Source organism: Burkholderia sp. Bp9140 (assembly GCF_003853425.1).
Taxonomy (GTDB): Bacteria; Pseudomonadota; Gammaproteobacteria; order Burkholderiales; family Burkholderiaceae; genus Burkholderia.
This window is the reverse complement of the sequence record NZ_QTPQ01000001.1, coordinates 81823-101410: the sequence shown is the minus strand read 5'-3', so window position 1 is coordinate 101410 and position 19588 is coordinate 81823. Positions and strand designations below refer to the sequence as shown.

Here is a 19588-nt window from a genome sequence, read left to right as displayed (position 1 = left end):
GCGTGCCCGCACGAAAACGCGCGATTACGGAAGCTATGCAAGAATCTTTCGTCTCGTAATCGCATAACAACAGCCATGTCCGACACGCTGCAGGAACAGCATGCAGCGGCAGATCATGCCATGCGCAACTGGACCTTCGAGCGTCAGGGTCCGGTCAGGATCGGTTCCGATGCGCACAGGCAGATGTTCTGCCGCATGCTGCTCGATACGCACAACCCGTACAAGCCGGCCGTCATCGACTGGCCGCCGCTCAAACCCGACGAACTCAAGCGCCTCACGTCGCTGCCGATCTGGGACATCGCCGTGCAAACCGAAGGGCGCGCGTCGATCCGCGTCGCCACCTTCGCAGCCACCGTCGATGATCCGCTGCTGCGCCAGGCGCTCGAGACGGATGGCGGCGAGGAGGCGCGGCACAAGGTCGTGCTGTCGAAGCTGGTCCAGGCATACGGCATCGAGCTCGCCCCGGAACCAGCCTATCCGGCGCCGAAGGACCCCGAGTGGGCGTGGATGGCGACCGGCTTCAGCGAGTGCATCGACAGCTTCTTCGCATTCGGCCTGTTCCGCTCCGCGCAGCGCTCCGGCTATTTCCCTGCCGAACTCGTCGACACCTTCGAACCCGTGATCCAGGAGGAAGGCCGCCACATCCTGTTCTTCGTGAACTGGTACGCGTGGTACTGGCGCAACTTGCCGTGGTGGCGCCGGCCTTGGTTCTTTGCACGGGTTGCGGCCGTGTGGGCGTTCCTGATCCGGGAGCGAGCCGGCATCGCGCGCGGGATCGATACGGACGGCGTCGCGCGCGACGCAAATTTCCCGGCGACGAGCACGTCCGACATCGGCGATGCGCTGAACCCGCGCGAGCTGATCGAGCTGTGCCTCATCGAGAACAACCGGCGGATGGCCGGGTACGACGCGCGACTGCTGCGCCCGATGTTCGTCCCGCGCATGGCGCGCCTGGCACTGCGGTTCCTGCGGAAATAACGCCGCGGCGGCGGGCGGCGGGTTGCTGGCGGCGCGGATCGGCGCGCATGGCAGCCCACCGACGCCTTGTCCGGAATCGTGTGCCGTGTCGTCCGGACGGGGTGGCGCAACCCGACTCTCCCTGCGGCTGTTGCTATCCGCCCGCCTGCTCCCCTCCGGACGAAAACGAACACACCCCGGCCGGAATCCGTCGCGTCACGCGCGACGTCACACCGGCCACTGCGCGCCCGTCACAGCCTGACGATGCCTATTCGACGCGTTTCAACGTCACCCTTCCGCTAGCCGGCTAACCCTTGCGAACAGGGGTCAAATCGTCGCGGCGACGCTCCTCCCGTTGCCCCCGCCTTGCGCGTCGCCGGCCAGTCATCGGAGGCACAACCTGTCACCACCACAACGGCTATGGTTACCGGCCCGCCGCACGGCGAGCCGACATCCGGTTCAATGGGGCCTTAACGCGCGACATAAATCGCCATCAATAGGACAAATTCGAAATCAGATCCCCGTTGCAGGGGCGATTCCGCCTGTAGCACTTTTTTACAACTTCATGAGGCCGGCCACTTGAGGAAGGCCCGCCCCACGGGCGTGCGCGGCCGACGCGATGCGCAAATCAGCATACCTCGACGATTCGCTTTTCATATTTTCTCGATTATCCACGCAACCTATAAATACAATTAAAAATCCCAATAAAATACAAGATTAATAACTTAACAAGAACCTCAAATCGATATCGATTAGCACACCACCTGACATTACAGTTTTGAAAGACGAACGCCACGCGCAAACGTTTGCCATTTCATTTGTCTTACTTTTATGTCAGGTCAAATTGTCACCTAGCGCACAAAACACACGTATGTCATTGATTTTTATACACTATCCATAAAATCTCCGAACCATCCACAACCATTCACCAAGCATTCCATGACTTTTCAACTTCATTCTTTGCAGACACATCAACACGTGATTTATTAACTATCTTTTAAGTTTCAAAACCTTCCATTTTTCACTGTTTGTCAATCTCCAAATATCACCTCAAATAAACTCCGCCCATCAATTTTGAGATTCGCGCAAGCGCACGGCATATTCATCTAATGAAAGAGACCGGTGTGTGGCGTGCTTATTTGGAGGCAGCAGGACATGAACCGCACATACCGCTCGATCTGGAACGAAGCCCTTGGCGCCTGGGTCGCTGCATCGGAACACGATTCGGCACGGGGCAAGCCGAACAAGTCGGCCGTGGTGGTCGCCGTCGCCGCCGCGCTGGCGATCGGGTTGCCGGGCTTCGCCGAGGCCAACACCCTGACAACCGTGCAAACCTGCTTTACAGGGAGCAACGGCGCAGTCGGCCGCGTCAACCCGGGCGGCACGGCGAACCAGGCCGGGGATGGCTCAGGCACGTATTCGATCGTTGCCGGCTGTAACGCCAACGGCAACGGCTGGACCGGCGTCACCGTCTATGGCTCGTTCGCGCAAGCGACCGGCAACGGCGCCGTCGCCAACGGCATGCAGTCATCGGCCGGACTGTGGGGCGTCGCGGCGGGCCTCGAAACAACGGCCAGCGGCACGGCGGCGACGGCGCTCGGCTTCGGCTCGACCGCAAACGCGCTGAACTCGGTCGCAATCGGCGGCGCGGGCGGCAACGGCACGACGCCGCTGTCCCAGGCAAACTCCACCATCGCATCCGGTGCCGGCTCGATTGCGATCGGCAGCAACGCAACCAAGGGAGCGCAATCGGCCGCGACGGACGGCATCGCCATCGGCGGGCAGTCGTCCGTCGCGTCGACCGCGACCTCGGGTATCGCGCTCGGTCGCGGCGCAACCGTCAACGGTGCTTACGGCATCGCGCAAGGCGACGGCGTCGTCTCCGGAGCAATCGGACAGAACGTCGCGATCGGCTCGAGCGGCACGACGGCCAACAGCAGCACGGCAGCAGGCGGCGCCGTCGCCATCGGTCGCGGCCAGACGGCGACGGGCAACGGCGCGGTCGCGATCGGCGATCCGAACTCGGCGATCGGTACGGGCGCCGTCGCGCTCGGCGCGAACGATTCGTCGAACGGCCAGGGTGCCGTCGCGATCGGCAACGCCAATTCCGCGACCGGCCAAGGCTCGGTCGCATTGGGCAACAGCAGCACGGCTACCTCGGCCGGCGGCATCGCGATCGGCGATACCGCGGTTTCCAGCGCCACCAATGCGCAGGCATTCGGCGCCGGTTCCAACGCGAACGTGGCGGGCTCGGTCGCGCTCGGCGCCAATGCGGTCACGACCGGCACGGCGAACACGGCCACCGGCGGCACCGGCACCATCAGCAGCACGACGATCGGCAGCCAGACGTTCGGCACCTATGCCGGCGCGAGTTCTGCTGCCGGCGTGGTCAGCGTCGGCGCAGCCGGCGCGGAGCGACGCATTCAGAACGTCGCCGCCGGCCTGGTCAGCGCGAACAGCACGGACGCCATCAACGGCAGCCAGCTTTTTGCTGTCGCCAGCACGACGACGTCGAGCATCGCGAGCTTGTCGACGTCGGCATCGACGGGGCTGTCGTCAGCTAATAGCTCGATCACGTCGCTGTCCACTTCGACTTCGACGGGTATCAGTTCGCTGTCCACGGGTCTCAGCTCGACCAATAGCTCAGTGACTTCGCTTTCGTCGTCGACGTCGACTGGCCTGTCGTCGGCTAACAGCTCGATCACGTCGCTGTCCACCTCGACTTCGACGGGTATCAATTCGCTGTCCACCGGCCTCAGCTCGACCAATAGCTCGGTGACTTCGCTGTCGTCGTCCACGTCGACGGGACTCTCGTCGGCTAACAGCTCCATCACGTCGCTGTCCACCTCGACTTCGACGGGTATCAATTCGCTGTCCACGGGCCTCAGCTCGACCAATAGCTCGGTGACTTCGCTGTCGTCGTCCACGTCGACGGGACTCTCGTCGGCCAATAGCTCCATCACGTCGCTCTCCACGTCGACTTCGACGGGTATCAATTCGCTGTCCACCGGTCTCAGCTCGACCAACAGCTCGGTGACTTCGCTGTCGTCGTCCACGTCGACTGGCCTGTCGTCGGCCAACAGCTCGATCACGTCGCTGTCCACCTCGACCTCGACGGGTATCAATTCGCTGTCCACCGGCATCAGCACGGTCGCGACCAAGACCGACAATCTCGGCAACAGCACCGCCGCAGCCCTCGGTGGCGGCGCCAGCTACGACCCGGCCACCGGCACCGTCTCCGCTCCGTCGTACACCACGTACAACGCGAACGGCACGACGTCGACCGCCAACAGCGTCGGCTCGGCGATCGACAGCATCAACAGCCAGGGCATCAAGTACTTCCACGCGAATTCGACGGGCACGGACAGCCAGGCGCTCGGCACCGACTCGGTCGCGATCGGTCCGAATGCCATCGCCAACAACAACGGCGACGTCGCGCTCGGCAGCGGCTCCGTCACCGACACCCCGAACGCAACGCCGACCGGTACCGTCGGCGGCGTGACGAGCACGTTCGCGGGCGGCAATCCGAGCAGCGTAGTGAGCGTTGGCAACGCGAGCACGGGCACCACGCGTCAGATCACCAATGTCGCGGCAGGTCAAATCACGGCGACCAGCACGGACGCGATCAACGGCTCCCAGCTCTTCGCGACCAATTCGGCCGTGGATTCGCTGTCGACGACGGTGTCGTCGTCCAGCAGCGCGATCGCGTCGCTGTCGACCGGCATCACTTCGTTGTCTACGGGTCTCAGCTCGACTAACAGCTCGGTGACGTCGCTGTCGACGTCGACTTCGACGGGCATCAACTCGCTCTCCACGGGACTGAGCTCCACCAATAGCTCCGTTGCTTCGCTTTCGACTTCGACTTCGACAGGCCTCTCGTCGGCTAATAGCTCGATCACGTCGCTGTCCACGTCGACTTCGACGGGCATCAACTCGTTGTCGACGGGCCTGAGCTCGACCGACAGCTCGGTTACGTCGCTGTCGTCGTCCACGTCGACCGGCCTGTCGTCGGCTAACAGTTCGATCGCGTCTCTGTCCACTTCGACGTCGACCGGCTTGTCGTCAGCTAATAGCTCGATCACGTCGCTGTCCACCTCGACTTCGACGGGTATCAATTCGCTGTCGACCGGCCTGAGCTCGACCGACAGCTCGGTCGCTTCGCTGTCGACTTCCACATCGACCGGCCTCTCGTCGGCAACCAGCTCGATCAGTTCGCTGTCCACCTCGACCTCGACGGGCATCAACTCGCTGTCCACCGGCCTGAGCTCGACCGATAGCTCGGTGGCTTCGCTCTCGACCTCGACGTCCACGGGTCTGTCGTCGGCAACCAGCTCGATCAGTTCGCTGTCCACCTCGACTTCGACGGGTATCAACTCGCTGTCGACGGGCCTGAGCTCGACCGATAGCTCGGTGGCTTCGCTGTCGACCTCCACGTCGACGGGTCTGTCGTCGGCAACCAGCTCGATCAGCTCGCTGTCCACCTCGACTTCGACGGGTATCAATTCGCTGTCGACGGGTCTGAGCTCGACCGACAGCTCAGTCGCGTCGCTCTCGACTTCCACATCGACCGGCTTGTCGTCGGCAACCAGCTCGATCAGCTCGCTGTCCACCTCGACTTCGACGGGTATCAATTCGCTGTCGACCGGCCTCAGCTCGACCGACAGCTCGGTGGCGTCGCTCTCGACCTCGACGTCCACGGGCCTGTCGTCGGCAACGAGCTCGATCTCGTCGCTGTCCACCTCGACTTCGACGGGCTTGTCGTCGGCAACCAGCTCGATCAGTTCGCTGTCCACCTCGACCTCGACGGGTATCAACTCGCTGTCCACCGGCCTGAGCTCGACCGACAGCTCGGTGGCGTCCCTCTCGACGTCCACGTCGACCGGCCTCTCGTCGGCAACGAGCTCAATCAGCTCGCTGTCCACGTCGACTTCGACCGGTATCAACTCGCTGTCCACCGGCCTGAGCTCGACCGACAGCTCGGTCGCTTCCCTCTCGACGTCCACGTCGACCGGCTTGTCGTCGGCAACGAGCTCGATCAGCTCGCTGTCAACGTCGACCTCGACCGGCCTCTCGACCGCGACGAGCTCGATTGGCTCGCTGTCAACCGGCCTCAGCTCGACCAACAGCTCGCTCACGTCATTGTCCACGTCGACCTCGAGCAGCGTCACGTCGTTGTCCACGGGCCTGAGTTCGACCAACAGCTCGGTCGCGTCGCTGTCGACCTCCACGTCGACGGGTCTCTCGTCGGCAACCAGCTCGATCAGCTCGTTGTCCACGTCGACCTCGACGGGCCTGTCGTCGGCAACCAGCTCGATCGGTTCGTTGTCGACGTCGACCTCGACCGGTCTCTCGACGGCCACCAGCACGATCCTGTCGCTGTCCACGTCGACCTCGACGGGTCTGTCGTCGGCCACCAGCTCGATCACGTCGCTGTCCACGTCGACGTCGACCGCGATCGAAGCCGCGAAGACGCACTACTACAGCGTCAACGACAACGGCACGCAGCAAGGCAACTACGCCAACGACGGCGCGACGGGCGTCAACTCGCTCGCAGCCGGCGTGAACGCCAGCGCGGCAGGCGCCAGCAGCGTCGCGGTCGGCGACGGTTCGAACGCCCAGACAGACGGCGCGGTCGCAATCGGCCAGAACGCATCGGCCACCGGCGGCAAGGCGGTATCGATCGGCTCAGGCAACACGGCGAGCGGCGACGGCGCGGTCGCGATCGGCGACCCGAGCGTTGCAACGGGCACCGGCGCCGTGGCACTGGGCGCGAACGACACGGCGACCGGCACCGGCGCAGTGGCGCTCGGCAACGCGAACACGGCCACCGGCAACAGCGCGCTGGCCCTCGGCAGCTCGAACCAGGCCACCGCGGACAACACGATCGCGCTGGGCAACCAGTCGACGGCCAGCGCCACCGGCGCACAGGCCTACGGCTCGGGCGCCAAGGCCACGGCCGCGGACGCCCTCGCCTTCGGCACGAACGCGCAGGCCAACGTCGCCAACTCGATCGCAATGGGCGCGAACTCGACCACGAGCGCCGCGGTCGGGGTGTCGAGCGTCACGGTCGGCGGTATCACGTACCCGGTCTACGGCACGTCGCCGGTGGGTGTCTTCAGCGTCGGCGCACCGGGTCAGGAGCGCCAGATCACGAACGTCGCGGCAGGCCGGGTATCGGCCACCAGCACGGACGCGATCAACGGCAGCCAGCTCAACGCGACGAACCAGGCGGTCAACAGCCTGTCGACGTCGACCGCGTCGAACATCTCGTCGCTGTCGACCGGCATCGGTTCGCTGTCCACGGGCCTGAGCTCGACCAACAGCTCGCTGACGTCGCTGTCCACGTCGACCTCGACGGCGATCAACTCGCTGTCGACGGGCCTCAGCTCGACGAACAGCAACCTCACGTCGCTGTCCACGTCGACGTCGACGGGCATCGGCTCGCTGTCGACCGGCCTGAGCACGACGAACAGCACGGTGGCCTCGCTGTCGACGGGCGTGACGAACCTCGGCGACCAGGTGAGCCAGTTGTCGACCTCGATCAACAACAACACGACCCGCACGGCCAACAACAACGGCATCGCCGCCGACATGAACGGTACCGGCAACGACAAGCCGGTCGTCACGGCCGGTTCGAACTCGGTGGCAATCGGCGCGGCGTCGAACGACGGCGGCCGTTCGAACGTGGTGTCGGTCGGCAGCGACACGCAGCAGCGCCAGATCACGAACGTCGCGCCGGGTACGCAAGGCACGGACGCGGTGAACGTGAACCAGCTGACGCAGGTGCAGACGACGCTGTCGACGGCACTGTCGGGCCAGCAGGCGCAGATCAACTCGCTGGGTTCGCAACTGCAGCAGACCGACCAGATGGCGAAGCAGGGTATCGCGGCCGTCGGCGCGATGGCGTCGATCCCGCAGCTCGATCGCGACGCCAACTTCGGGATGGGTGTCGGCACGTCGACCTTCCTCGGTCAGAAGGCAATGGCGGTCAATATGCAGGCGCGCATCACGGAGAACCTGAAGGCGTCGATCAACGGCGGCTTCAGCGGCGGTCAGAAGGTGATCGGCGCCGGCATGCTGTACCAGTGGAAGTAACCCGTCGCGCCGCCCCGCCGCCCGGCTCACGAGCCGGACGGCGCGCGGCGGCCCCGACGGCAGGACGAGCCCGCCGCGCATCCCGCGGCGGGCGTCAGTCAACCCAAGCATTGAGGACGTAACCGTGAACAAACTCGCTCTTGCGCTCGCGCTTTCCGCGATGGCCCTCGCCGCGTGCTCCACCGCATCCGGCCCGACCTACAGCGCATCCGAACTGCAGCCGCGCGATGGCGTGCGCACCTTCCAGGTGGACTGCCACGGGCTGCTGTCAGGCCCTCAGACCTGCATGAAGGCCGCCCGCAAGATCTGCGGCGACCAGCCGGTGCGCACGGTCGATGCGGCCCGCGCGCTGCGCGACCAATCCGATCCCGCGACGCTGGTGTTCCAGTGCGGCGCCGCGCCGGCCGAAGCGGCGTCGGCCGCCCAGCCAGCACCTGCACCCGCGCCCGCCGCTGTCGAACACGTGAACCTCGCGGGCGACGCGCTGTTCGCAACGGGCCTGGCCACGCTCACGCCGGCCGCGCGCGCATCGCTCGACAAGCTGCTGAGCGAGCGCCAGGACCGCACGTACACGCAGGTGACGGTCACCGGCCATACGGATTCGGTCGGCAACGACGCCGCCAATCTCGCGCTGTCGAAGCGCCGTGCGGAAACCGTCGCGGGCTACCTGAACGCGCACGGGCTGAAGGCGCAAGCCGTGTCGGTCACGGGCCGCGGCAGCGCCGATCCGGTCGCGTCCAACGCAACGGCCGAAGGCCGCGCCAGCAACCGCCGCGTCGACATCTCGCTGCAACGCTGAGCAACCGGCCGTCGCGGCCCCGGCACAACTCGCATCCGCACGCGACGGCCCTGACCGGCAGGCGACATCCGCCCCGCAGGAACGCGCCGACACTGCTTCGCCGAGGCCCCGGCGCCCGCGCCGGCGGCTATGTCAAAGTTCGTCAGCCCTCTCCACAAACCGGCGACTTCCGTGCCACAATCGCCGCAGACAGCTGCCGGGGCATTCCGCCCGCGTCGCGCGCCGTGCCAGTCCCGCCCGACGACACACCGGAATCCGCCGGCCGCCCGGCGATCCGCGTCGCTCGACTCGTTGTCCTGCGCGCGCCGCCGCGAACGCAACCACGACAATCCACGGCGCGCCGTTACGCGGCCGGGCGCTCGACGCCACGGCCGAACGCACGACGCCGCAGAGGAAACCAACCGGTGACGGACATCAATCAAGCCGCCTCGGGCGGCACCCGCAAGCAACGGCCGGCCGTCGGCATCTCGCTGTTTGCGCGGGACGGCCAGGCGATCTGGGAAAACGGCATTCACCAGAACATCGCGTACCTCGCGATGATGCTCGAGCGCTCGGACCGCGTCGGCCCCGTCTATTTCCTGAACGGCGGCGACGCGAACGCGCTGCCGGTCGGCCTCGAACTCGACGGTCTCGACGTGCCGCTCGTGAAGCCCGCCGACGTCACGCATGAGCTCGACGTCGTGATCGAGATGGGCGCGCAACTGCCGGTCGAATGGCTCAGGCACGTGAAGGCGCTCGGCACGAAACTCGTCGCGTGCTATGTCGGCCATACCTACAGCGGCCTCGCGGAAACGCCGATCTTCGACAAGCCGTCGGGGCACATCTTCAACGGCACGCAGTTCGACGAAGTGTGGGTGCTCGAGAAGTCGCGGAAGATCGACGTGCCGCTCTTGCGCACGCTCACGCGCGCACCGGTCCATACGATTCCGCATCTATGGTCGCCGTACTTCCTCGATCGCCGCATCGCCGCGCTGGCGAGCGAAGGCGTGACGTTCGGCTACCGGCCCGGCCGCCGCCCGTGGCATCTCGCCACGCTCGAGCCGAACATCTCCGTCGTGAAGTCCTGCCATTACCCGATGCTCGCGTGCGACGAGTTCTACCGCGCGCATCCGGACGCCGTGCAGCATCTGTTCGTCGTCAACTCGATGCACATGAAGGCCCATCCGACCTTCGTGCACTTCGCGAACAGCCTCGATCTCGTGCGCCAGCAGAAGGCGACGTTCGAGCCGCGCATCGACCTGCCGGGCTTCATGGCGCGCCACGCGGATGCGGTCGTGTCGCATCACTGGGAAAATCCGCAGAACTACCTGTACTACGACGTGCTGTACGGCGGCTATCCGCTGATCCACAACTCGACGCTGCTCGGCGACGCCGGCTACTACTACCCGGATTTCGATTCCGTGGCGGGCGGCCAGGCGCTCCTCGATGCATGGTTGCATCACGACGAGCGGCTCGACGACTATCGCGCGAAAGCCGACCGGCTGCTGAAGTCGGTCTCGGTCGACAACCCCGCGAACCTGGACGCGTTCGTCGCGCGCCTGGTCGCCTGAACCGGAGCATACGCATGTCGGACTCCAATGCCCGTCAAGCGCCCGGCGAGGGCAAGCGTCTCGTCGTCGGCGTGTCGCTGTTCGTGCGCGGCGCCGGCCAGTCGCTGTGGGAAAACGGCATCTTCCAGAACTGCCTGCTGCTGATCCTGCTGCTGCGCCAGTCACCGCTCGTCGCGCAAGCCGTGATGGTGAACGGCGGCGAACAGCTCGCCGATCCGCAGATGATGCTCGGCGAATGGGACGTGCCGCTGCTGTCGATGGACGAAGCGCTGCAGCGCTGCGACGTGCTGATCGAAATGAGCGCGCAGTTCGGTGCGGACTACCTGCGCGCGTTCCGCGACCGCGGCGGCAAGGTCGTCACGATGCGGGTCGGCAACGACTACGTGATCGACATCGAGCGCGCGATGTTCGACAAGCCGTCCGGCTTCCTGTTCTCGGGCGCGCCGTACGACGCGGTGTGGACGATTCCGGAATTCGAGCGCTCGTGCCTGCACTACTACCAGACGGGCCTGCGCGCGCCGGTGACGATCGTCCCGCACATCTGGCATCCGATGCTGTTCGACAAGGCGCGCGCGACGCTCGGCGCCGGCCTGTCGTTCGGTTATCAGCCGGCCAAGCCGCGCTGGCGCGTGACGATGTTCGAGCCGAACATCTGCATGGTGAAGACGAGCATCATCCCGATGCTGGTGACCGAGGAAGCGTATCGCGCGAAGCCCGAATTCCTCGAGTTCGTGCGCGTGTGCAACACGCTGCACCTGAAGGAACATGCGACGTTCGTCCACTTCGCGAAGAGCCTCGACATCGTGAACCACGGGATCACGACCTTCGAAAGCCGCTACGCCGTGTACGAGTTCATGGCCGCCTACGGCGATGCGGTGGTATCGCACACGTGGGAAAACGCGCAGAACTACCTGTACTACGAACTGCTGTACGGCGACTATCCGCTGATCCACAACTCGCCGTTCCTCGGCAAGGCCGGGTATTTCTATCCGGACTTCGACTGCCAGGCCGGCGGCCGCGCGCTGCTGCAGGCATTCGCCGAACACGACGCGAACCTCGACGCATACCGCGAGCAATCGAAGCACGTGCTCGACTCGGTCAGCATCTACAACCCCGACAACGTCGCCGCGTATTCCGACGCGATCGCGTCGCTCTATCGCGACGCATGACGCGCCGCCCTCTCCCGACTCCGACATGAACGCACACCCGCCCCTCTCCCGCGCGAAATGGCTGATCGGCTGCGCCGTCGCTGCGATCGCGATCGGCGCGCACGCGCAATCCGGCGGCGAATCGGCCGACGCGCTGCTGCGCGATGCCGATGCGGTGTTCAAACAGCTCGACGCCGGCCAGTACGGCGCCGTGTGGGCCGATTCCGCCGCATTCGTGAAGGCACGCATCAAGCAAGACCTGTTCGCCGCGGACATGCAGCGCGCGCGCCAGTCGGTCGGCACGGTTCGCCATCGCGGTTGGGCGCAGATCACCCGCATCCATTACACGAACGCAGCGACGATGCCCGACGGACTGTACGCGAACCTCGACTACGCGACGACGCTGACGACCGGCACGACCGTATACGAAAAGCTGAGCTTCCGCCTCGACGACGACGGCCGCTGGCACCTGACCGGCTACGTGCCGCGCCAGTCGCAGAACTACGCGCCGTAAGCCGCGCACCGCCCGCCCGGAGCCGCCGATGAAAATCAATGTCGCGATAACGATGAACGTGCAGCGCGACGCGACGCAGTCGATCTGGTACAACGGCGCGAATCAGCATTGCGTGTACCTGTACATGCTGCTGAAAAGCTCGCCGCTGGTCGGCGAAGTCTGGCTCGCGCACGACGACGGCATCACCGACTACCCGCAGGCGCTGATGATGGACGCGTTCGGCGACGCGCTGCGTCCGCTGTCGGCGATCGCCCACCAGACGGACCTGCTGATCGAGATGAACGCGTTCATCGACCCGTCGCACGCGGATGCCGTGCGCCGGCGCGGCGGCAAGTGCGTGTCGTACCGCTTCGGCAACGACTACGTGATCGCGGTCGAGACGATCAACTTCGAGAAGAACAACTGGCGGCCGAACCCGCACCGCGTGCAGTTCGACGAGATCTGGACCAACCCGCAGCACATGCATACGTGCGCGGCCTACTTCCAGGCCGTCTATCGCGCGCCGGTGATCGAGCTGCCGCACATCTGGTCGCCGTACTTCATCGAGCGCAGCCTCGACGCCGATCCCGAACTGAAGGCGCGCTTCGGCTACCGCAACCACGGTCCGGCCAAGCGCATCGCGTTCTTCGAGCCGAACCTGAACGTCGTGAAGAGTTCGATCGTGCCGATGCTCGCCGCGAATGCGTGCTATGTCGAGCACCCCGAGCTCGTCGAACACGTGTACATGACCAACACGTTCGACAAGAAGGAGAACGTCGCCTTCAAGCATCTCGCGCTCGGCCTCGAGATGGTGCGCGACGGCAAGGCGACGGCCGACGTGCGTGCGCCGTTCGTCGCGTGGGCCGCGCATCACACCGACATCGTCGTGTCGCATCACTGGGAAAACGGCCTGAACTACCTGCTGTACGACGCGCTGTACGGCAACTACCCGCTCGTGCACAACTCGCCGTTCCTGCACGACGTCGGCTATTACTACCCGGACTTCGAGATCTTCGATGCGGCGCGCGCGATCGCGACCGCCGCGCAGACGCACGACGCGCGGCTCGACGAATACGCGGCAGCGGCCCGCCGCTGCCTGCAACAGGTCGACACGCTCGCCGACCACAACGTCCGCGCGTATTCCGAACAGATCCAGCACCTGTTCGCCGGGCGCGCGCTCGGCTGAGCGCGTCCAGGCGCGCCTTCGTCGCGATCGATCCGGTCCACGGTCCGTTCATCGTCGACGGGGATCCGCGCACCGGGCGCGACGCGCGATCCGGCGCTAGGCCGGCACCCGATCGCCGCGCCGCGCGGCGAACGCGCGGCCATGCCGGCGTCCGATCCGCGCCAGCCCCGCGAAACAGCGCAATGCGGCGCGGCTGACCCGGACGGCCTGCCGCGCGAGGCTGCCGGATACGCCGCGCGCGATCGCCGAATCGTCGCCGCAGGCGCCTGCAAACACGCCGGCGTAATAGTGCCGTGCCGCGAGTTCGCGGCCATCGGCGTCGAGCGGCTTCATGCCGTGAATACGGTGCGCGACGGCCTTCAGGCCGTCGAGATACGGCGCGACGTCGATCGGCGCATCGGTCGATTCGGCGCCGAAGTGCCACAACATGTCGGCCAGCTCGGCGATCGCGACGAGCTCGCGCGCATCGGCCGCCTGCGTATCCGTTCCGTGCCCGGCCTTCTTCATCGCCGCCATGCCCACGCCCCTTTGCGATCCATCGTTGCCCGATGCCGGCGCCCTGCGCCCGCGCCACGGCGTCATGCGGCGGCCGGCGACCGCCATCTGAAGCGAATGCCCTGCGCCCACGCGACGCCGGAATCCAGGATGATCTGCCGGTCGATCTCGTTCTCCACGCCTTCGACGACGACGTGCCGCGCGCTTTCATGCGCAAACGCGATCAGCCGGCGAAACTGGTAGCGCCCGATCGCGTTGCGCTTGATCAGCGACAGGACCGACCTGTCGAGCTTCACGATATCGGGGGTGCCGACCACCAGGTTGTTCAGCGCGCTGAAGCCGACGCCGAAGTCGTCGATCGCGACGCGGCATCCGGCCTGACGGAACCGATTCACGAACGACCGGCCCGCGACGGGGTTCAGCGGCCCCGTCTCGGTAATCTCGACGACCAGCCGCGCCGCGACCGACGGCTCGCGCTCGAGCCGCCTGAAGATGGCCAGCCAAGCGTCGTCCACCACCGCGCTCGTCGCCGCGACGTTGCAGCCATACACGGCCGTCGGATCGGCGCGCAACGCGTCAATCGTCCGGCCCACCACGAGCCGGTCGAACCAGCGCATCAGCCCGAGTGACTCGAGGCGCGGCAGGAATGCAAGCGGCGGCAACGCGTCGCGCGATCCCCAGCGCAGCCGCGCGAGGCATTCGTGATACAGGACGCCTCCCGACAGGTCGGCGCGGCAGACCGGCTCGCGCGCGAACCCGAGCCGGCTTTCGACGAAACTGCGTACCGACGCAAGGTCGGGGTGATCGTCAGGCGCGCCGAATACGAGATCGATTTCGTCCCGATTCGCTACGCTGTTCGCCTCCAGGCGTGGTTCGACCGCATTCATCCGGCGCTCCGGCAATTGTCGGACCGCCGATGACGGCCCGCGCTCTCGATACATGTGGCGCGAGCCGACCACGACACGCACCACCGCCTACCCGGCCCATCCTCTTGTTTCGATCTTTTCCGGGAGCGTACTTTTCATTTCAGCGCGCCGTCAAATCCAATATTGTCAACGATATTCAAACAGGGAAAATACACCACACATGCACGTTACTGACAGTGCGGCAGGTTACACATAACCATCGGCAAAACCTCGACCGATATCGCTCATTTTCCCGGCCCAAACAGCTTCAAGCAAAGCAATTTACCGAAGTCTCGTTTCAAAAACCGAATGCCCGCAATTTCGTATGATCAATACGCGGCGGCAAAGCCGTATCCGGCCACCTCGCCCGGATTCGTCGCGGCGCCTGCAGACCATGCTGCCAACGGGTCACACGGAGCATTCGGTCTCAACGGAATTCAATTTCGCCGTTTCAAACGATATTGATAATATCCGAATAATAATCAGGCAAAATCAAATGAAAATATCGCCACGAATTATATGATGATTATCGATTGAAAGATCTTTAACAATCTTTCAGACTCGTTAACCTCTAAAATGATTTTCGACGGACTTCCCTCGGAGCCGTCAATTTCGTGCCTTCAAAAACCGTCGAATCTCCCCGGTTCGGCGGTTTCTTTTTTAACGGCGTCATTTCATCAGACATTAACCCGGGGCAACCCGGATGCGGCAGGCGTCGCCTGACCTCATGCGGCCGTCGCGCCGATCAGGTTCGCGAGCAGCGCGTCGTATTCGGCGACGAGCGCGGGGTTTGCCGACGTATAGCGGCCGAGGATCTCGCGCTGGCGCCGCGTGTAACCTTGCCAGTCGTCGTCGTGCGTGTGCAGCGCGTGCAGCAGCGCCTCCGCGCCCTTCTGCACGTCGTTGTCCGCATAGTAGTAGCCGAGATCGGGCGCGAGGCTCGCGTTGTGCACGAGCGGATAGCCCTGCCAGCACACGTCGAAATAGAAGTAGTTGAGCGGGTTCGACCATTGATGCGACACGACGACGTCGGTCAGGTCGGCCAGGAACAGCGGCGTGTCGAAGCGTCCGACGAAGCTCGCCTTGCCCGCGCGCACGATGTCGAGGTAGTTCATCAGCATCACGAACTCCGGGCTGTCGTGCACGAGGCGGTCGGCGTTCGTCACGTGCGTGAAGCAGATCGCCTCGGGGTCGCGCCGATAGGCTTCGTCGATGATCAGCATCGGGTACACACAGAACTTCACGACGTTGTGGTTCGGCTCCATCACCGTGAGCCGCTTGCCCGGCTCGCTGCGCGGCCGGTATTCGCCGTGCTCGGGCAGCGCTGCCGCGCGCGCGCCGAGGAACATCGGATCCCACACGAACGGCACGACGCGCCCCGGACAGCGGCGCAGCGACTGCAGGAACGGCAGCGACGACGGCGCGATCTGCGGAATCGCCCATACCTCGTCGTAGCCGCGGTTGATGAACAGCGAATCCCACAGCCGGCGGCCGAACAGCATCGACTCCATCGCGTTGATGTACTCGACGCCGCAGCAATAGCTGACGATCTTCGCGCCGCGCGCCTTCAGGTAGGCCGTCTGCGCGCCGTCGATCTGGCCGCCGAGCTCGATCACCACGTCGAGCGCATCCTTCATGTCGGCGAACGCACGCGTGTCGTACACGGTGCGGTCCCACGGCAGCGCGTCGGTGAGCGGCACGTCGGTCGTGTTGACCAGCGTCACGCGATAGCCATGCGGCGACGCCATCAGCAGCTTCGCGAGAAACAGGGCGTTCTGCTTGATGCCGTTGATCCACAGGCTTTCATCGGGGGTGCGCAGACCGATCGTGATACCGATGCGCAGGCCGTTCAGGACAGGAGACGTCATCGTCGGCGGGATGGGAAATTGAATGGACGCAGTGTAGCGCGCGGCAGGCGGCCACGCGAGCAATCCGCCAGTCTAGCGGAGCCCCCGCCGCCAGACTGTCATGCATGGTCATACGCGGTGCGGAAGCGAGCGGACGGCGCCGGTCGAGGGCCGGCCGCACCGCATGGGGTTCGCCGTGCCGCGCCGCGCCGCCGGCGGCCAGATACGACAAGGCCGGCGTCGCGTCGTGAGACGCCACGCCGGCCCGTGCGCGACGCGCGCCGCGGTCAGCCTTCCGCCATCATCAGCAGCTGCGCGCCGTCGGCAACCTGGTCGCCGACGCCGTACAGCACCTCCGCGACGACGCCCGCGCCCGGCGCGCCGATCGTGTGCTCCATCTTCATCGCCTCCATCACGATCAGCGGCGTGCCGGCCTCGACCTTCTGGCCCGGCTCGACCAGCACCGCGATCACCTTGCCGGGCATCGGCGCGGTCAGGCGGCCGCCGCCATGCTCGGCATCGCCTGCGTGCGCGAGCACGTTGCGCCATTCGAACGTCTCGGCGACACCCTGCGTGAACACGTGGAAACTGTCGCCGTCCGCATACACGCGGCCGCTGCTGCGCACGCCGTCGAGCGTCAGGTCGAAGTCGAGCGGCGTCGCGCCGCGCGTCCACGCGAATGGCTGCGCGGCCGCATCGCCGGTGGCGAGGCGCGCGCTGCCGCCGTCGTCCTCGTAGGTGACCGTCACGTCCGCTTCACGCTCGGGCGCATGCCATTCAAGCGTGCGGCGATAGCCGCCGTTCAGCCGCCAGTCCGGCAGCGCACGCCATGGCGACGCGCCCTCCCGTGCGGCCGCCCCGCGCTCGCGCGCGAGCAGCGCCGCGCAGGCCAGCGCGAGCGTCGCGCGCGGCGGCTGTTGCGGCGCGAACAGCACCTCGTGGTTGCGCTCGATCAGGCCCGTGTCGAGATCAGCGATCGCGAACGGCTTGCACGCCACGATCCGCTGCAGGAACGCGGCGTTCGTGTGCAGCCCGACCACTTCGCACGCGCGCAGCGCGCGCGACATCCGGCCGAGCGCTTCCTCGCGGTCCGCGCCATGCACGATCAGCTTCGCGATCATCGGATCGTAGAACGGCGTGATCGCGTCGCCTTCGCGCACGCCGCTGTCGACGCGCACCGGCGCGCCGATCGCGAACTCGACGCCTTCCGGCAGCCGCAGGTGCTTCAACGTGCCGGTGGACGGCAGGAAGCCGCGCGCCGGGTTCTCCGCGTAGAGACGCGCTTCGATCGCGTGACCCTGCACGCGCAGCTCGTCCTGCTTCAGCGGCAGCGGCTCGCCGGATGCGACGCGCAGCTGCCACTCGACGAGATCGAGCCCCGTGACCATCTCGGTGACCGGATGCTCGACCTGCAACCGCGTGTTCATTTCCATGAAGTAGAACGCCTGGCCCGTCATGATGAACTCGACGGTGCCCGCGCCGACGTAGCCGACCGCGCGCGCGGCCGCGACGGCCGCCTCGCCCATCGCGCGACGGATGTCATCGTGCAGACCCGGCGCCGGCGCCTCCTCGAGCACCTTCTGGTGACGGCGCTGCACCGAGCAGTCGCGGTCGAACAGGTAGACGGTGTTGCCGTGCGTGTCGCCGAACACCTGCACTTCGACGTGACGCGGGCGCGTCAGGTATTTCTCGATCAGCACGCGATCGTTGCCGAAGCTGCTTGCGGCCTCGCGCTGGCACGACGCGAGCGCCGCCGGGAAATCCTCAGAGCGCTCGACCACGCGCATCCCCTTGCCGCCGCCGCCCGCGCTCGCCTTCAGCAGCACCGGGTAGCCGATTTCGTCGGCTTCGCGATGCAGGTTGGCCACGTCCTGGTCGTCGCCGTGATAGCCGGGCACAAGCGGCACCGCAGCCGCATGCATCAGCGCCTTCGCGGCCGCCTTCGAGCCCATCGCCGCGATCGCGTCGACCGGCGGCCCGATGAACGCGATGCCGGCCGCTTCGCACGCGTGCGCGAAATCCTCGTTCTCCGACAGGAAGCCGTAGCCCGGGTGGATGGCCTGCGCGCCGGTCGCGCGCGCGGCCTCGATGATGCGCTCGATGCGCAGGTAGCTGTCCGCGGCCGCCGAGCCGCCGATGTGCACGGCTTCGTCGCATGCGGCGACGTGCTTCGCGTTCGCGTCCGCGTCGGAATAGACGGCGACGCTCGCGATCCCGAGACGTTTGCACGTCGCGGCGACGCGGCAGGCGATTTCGCCGCGATTGGCGATCAGAATCTTGTCGAACATGGCTTCGATGTCGTCCGGAAAGTTATTGGCACGCCGTCATTCACGCCACGACGGCGTGCGTTTCTCGAGGAAGGACGCGATCCCTTCGCGCGCTTCCGCGCCGGCGCGGGTCTTCGCGATCCAGTCGGCGGTCTGCTCGATCAGCGTCGCGTCGAGCGCGCGGCCGGCCACGTCGGCGACGAGCCGTTTGCACGCCGTCACCGCGTCGGGGCCGTTCGCGACGAGCGTCGCGGCCAGCTTCGCGACCGTTTCGTCGAGCGCGTCGGCCGGCACCGCGTCGTGAATGAAGCCGAGCGATGCCGCACGCGTGCTGTCGAACACTTCGGCCGTCGTGAAGTAGCGGCGCGCCGCGCGCTCGCCCATCGCGCGCACGACGTACGGCGCGATCGTCGCGGGGATCAGCCCGAGCCGCGCTTCCGACAGGCAGAACTTCACGCCATCGGCGGCGATCGCGATGTCGGCCGCCGCGACGAGACCCACCCCGCCCGCATACGCGTCGCCATGCACGCGCGCGATCACCGGCTTGCCGCAGCGATGGATCGCCTCGAGCATCCGCGCGAGCTTGCGCGCGTCGGCGCGGTTCTCGTCGTCCGAGTAACCGGCCATCTTCTTCATCCAGTTCAGATCGGCGCCCGCGCAGAACGCCGCGCCTTCCGCCGCGAGCACGACCGCGCGCACGCCGGCGTGCGCGTCGAGCCACTCGAACGCGGTGGTCAGCTCGGCGATCGTCGTCTCGTTGAACGCGTTGCGCACGTCGGGCCGTGCGAGCGTGACGGTCGCCACGCGGCCGGCTTCGCTTACCTTGATCGTTTCGTATCGCATCGG

The 19588-nt window shown here is 66.0% G+C and carries 12 protein-coding genes; 7 read left to right on the top strand and 5 right to left on the bottom strand.

Annotation, left to right across the window (positions count from 1 at the left end; genetic code table 11):
- The first annotated feature begins 75 nt into the window (after positions 1 to 75).
- The 7 genes from DIE21_RS00415 (at position 76) to DIE21_RS00380 (ending at position 13228) form a co-directional block, all read left to right on the top strand.
- On the top strand, positions 76 to 978 hold the full coding sequence (locus tag DIE21_RS00415) for a ferritin-like domain-containing protein (protein ID WP_124494968.1): 903 nt from the start codon (positions 76 to 78) through the stop codon (positions 976 to 978).
- A 1134-nt stretch (positions 979 to 2112) separates the two neighbouring features.
- The gene (locus tag DIE21_RS00410) at positions 2113 to 8052 is read left to right on the top strand and encodes an ESPR-type extended signal peptide-containing protein (protein ID WP_124494966.1); all 5940 of its coding nucleotides are present in this window, start codon (positions 2113 to 2115) and stop codon (positions 8050 to 8052) included.
- A gap of 124 nt (positions 8053 to 8176) precedes the next feature.
- Positions 8177 to 8851 carry an OmpA family protein gene (locus DIE21_RS00405; RefSeq protein WP_124494964.1) on the top strand — a complete coding sequence of 225 codons (675 nt, stop codon included), beginning with the start codon at positions 8177 to 8179 and terminating at the stop codon, positions 8849 to 8851.
- Positions 8852 to 9255: 404 nt separating this feature from the next.
- Positions 9256 to 10401: a DUF2827 domain-containing protein gene (locus tag DIE21_RS00395; RefSeq protein WP_124494962.1), complete on the top strand. Its 1146-nt coding sequence runs from the start codon at positions 9256 to 9258 to the stop codon at positions 10399 to 10401.
- A gap of 14 nt (positions 10402 to 10415) precedes the next feature.
- A complete protein-coding gene (locus tag DIE21_RS00390; protein WP_124494960.1) occupies positions 10416 to 11570 on the top strand; it encodes a DUF2827 domain-containing protein in 1155 nt (384 codons plus the stop codon).
- Between the two features lie 25 nt (positions 11571 to 11595).
- On the top strand, positions 11596 to 12063 hold the full coding sequence (locus DIE21_RS00385; protein WP_124494958.1) for a DUF4019 domain-containing protein: 468 nt from the start codon (positions 11596 to 11598) through the stop codon (positions 12061 to 12063).
- 28 nt (positions 12064 to 12091) lie between these two features.
- Positions 12092 to 13228 (top strand): DUF2827 family protein, encoded by a 1137-nt coding sequence (locus tag DIE21_RS00380; RefSeq protein WP_124494956.1) that lies wholly within the window; start codon positions 12092 to 12094, stop codon positions 13226 to 13228.
- Positions 13229 to 13324: 96 nt separating this feature from the next.
- Here the strand turns inward: DIE21_RS00380 and DIE21_RS00375 are convergent, their stop codons facing one another.
- From DIE21_RS00375 to DIE21_RS00355, 5 genes are all read right to left on the bottom strand, one after another.
- Positions 13325 to 13744: a hypothetical protein gene (locus tag DIE21_RS00375; RefSeq protein ID WP_124494954.1), complete on the bottom strand. Its 420-nt coding sequence runs from the start codon at positions 13742 to 13744 to the stop codon at positions 13325 to 13327.
- A 62-nt stretch (positions 13745 to 13806) separates the two neighbouring features.
- The gene (locus DIE21_RS00370) at positions 13807 to 14610 is read right to left on the bottom strand and encodes an EAL domain-containing protein (RefSeq protein ID WP_124494952.1); all 804 of its coding nucleotides are present in this window, start codon (positions 14608 to 14610) and stop codon (positions 13807 to 13809) included.
- A gap of 743 nt (positions 14611 to 15353) precedes the next feature.
- Positions 15354 to 16496, bottom strand: coding sequence for a DUF2827 domain-containing protein (locus tag DIE21_RS00365; protein WP_124494950.1), 1143 nt, complete (start codon positions 16494 to 16496; stop codon positions 15354 to 15356).
- Positions 16497 to 16762: 266 nt separating this feature from the next.
- The gene (locus DIE21_RS00360) at positions 16763 to 18763 is read right to left on the bottom strand and encodes an acetyl/propionyl/methylcrotonyl-CoA carboxylase subunit alpha (protein WP_124494948.1); all 2001 of its coding nucleotides are present in this window, start codon (positions 18761 to 18763) and stop codon (positions 16763 to 16765) included.
- A 36-nt stretch (positions 18764 to 18799) separates the two neighbouring features.
- A complete protein-coding gene (locus DIE21_RS00355) occupies positions 18800 to 19585 on the bottom strand; it encodes an enoyl-CoA hydratase/isomerase family protein (protein WP_124494946.1) in 786 nt (261 codons plus the stop codon).
- Positions 19586 to 19588 lie beyond the last annotated feature (3 nt).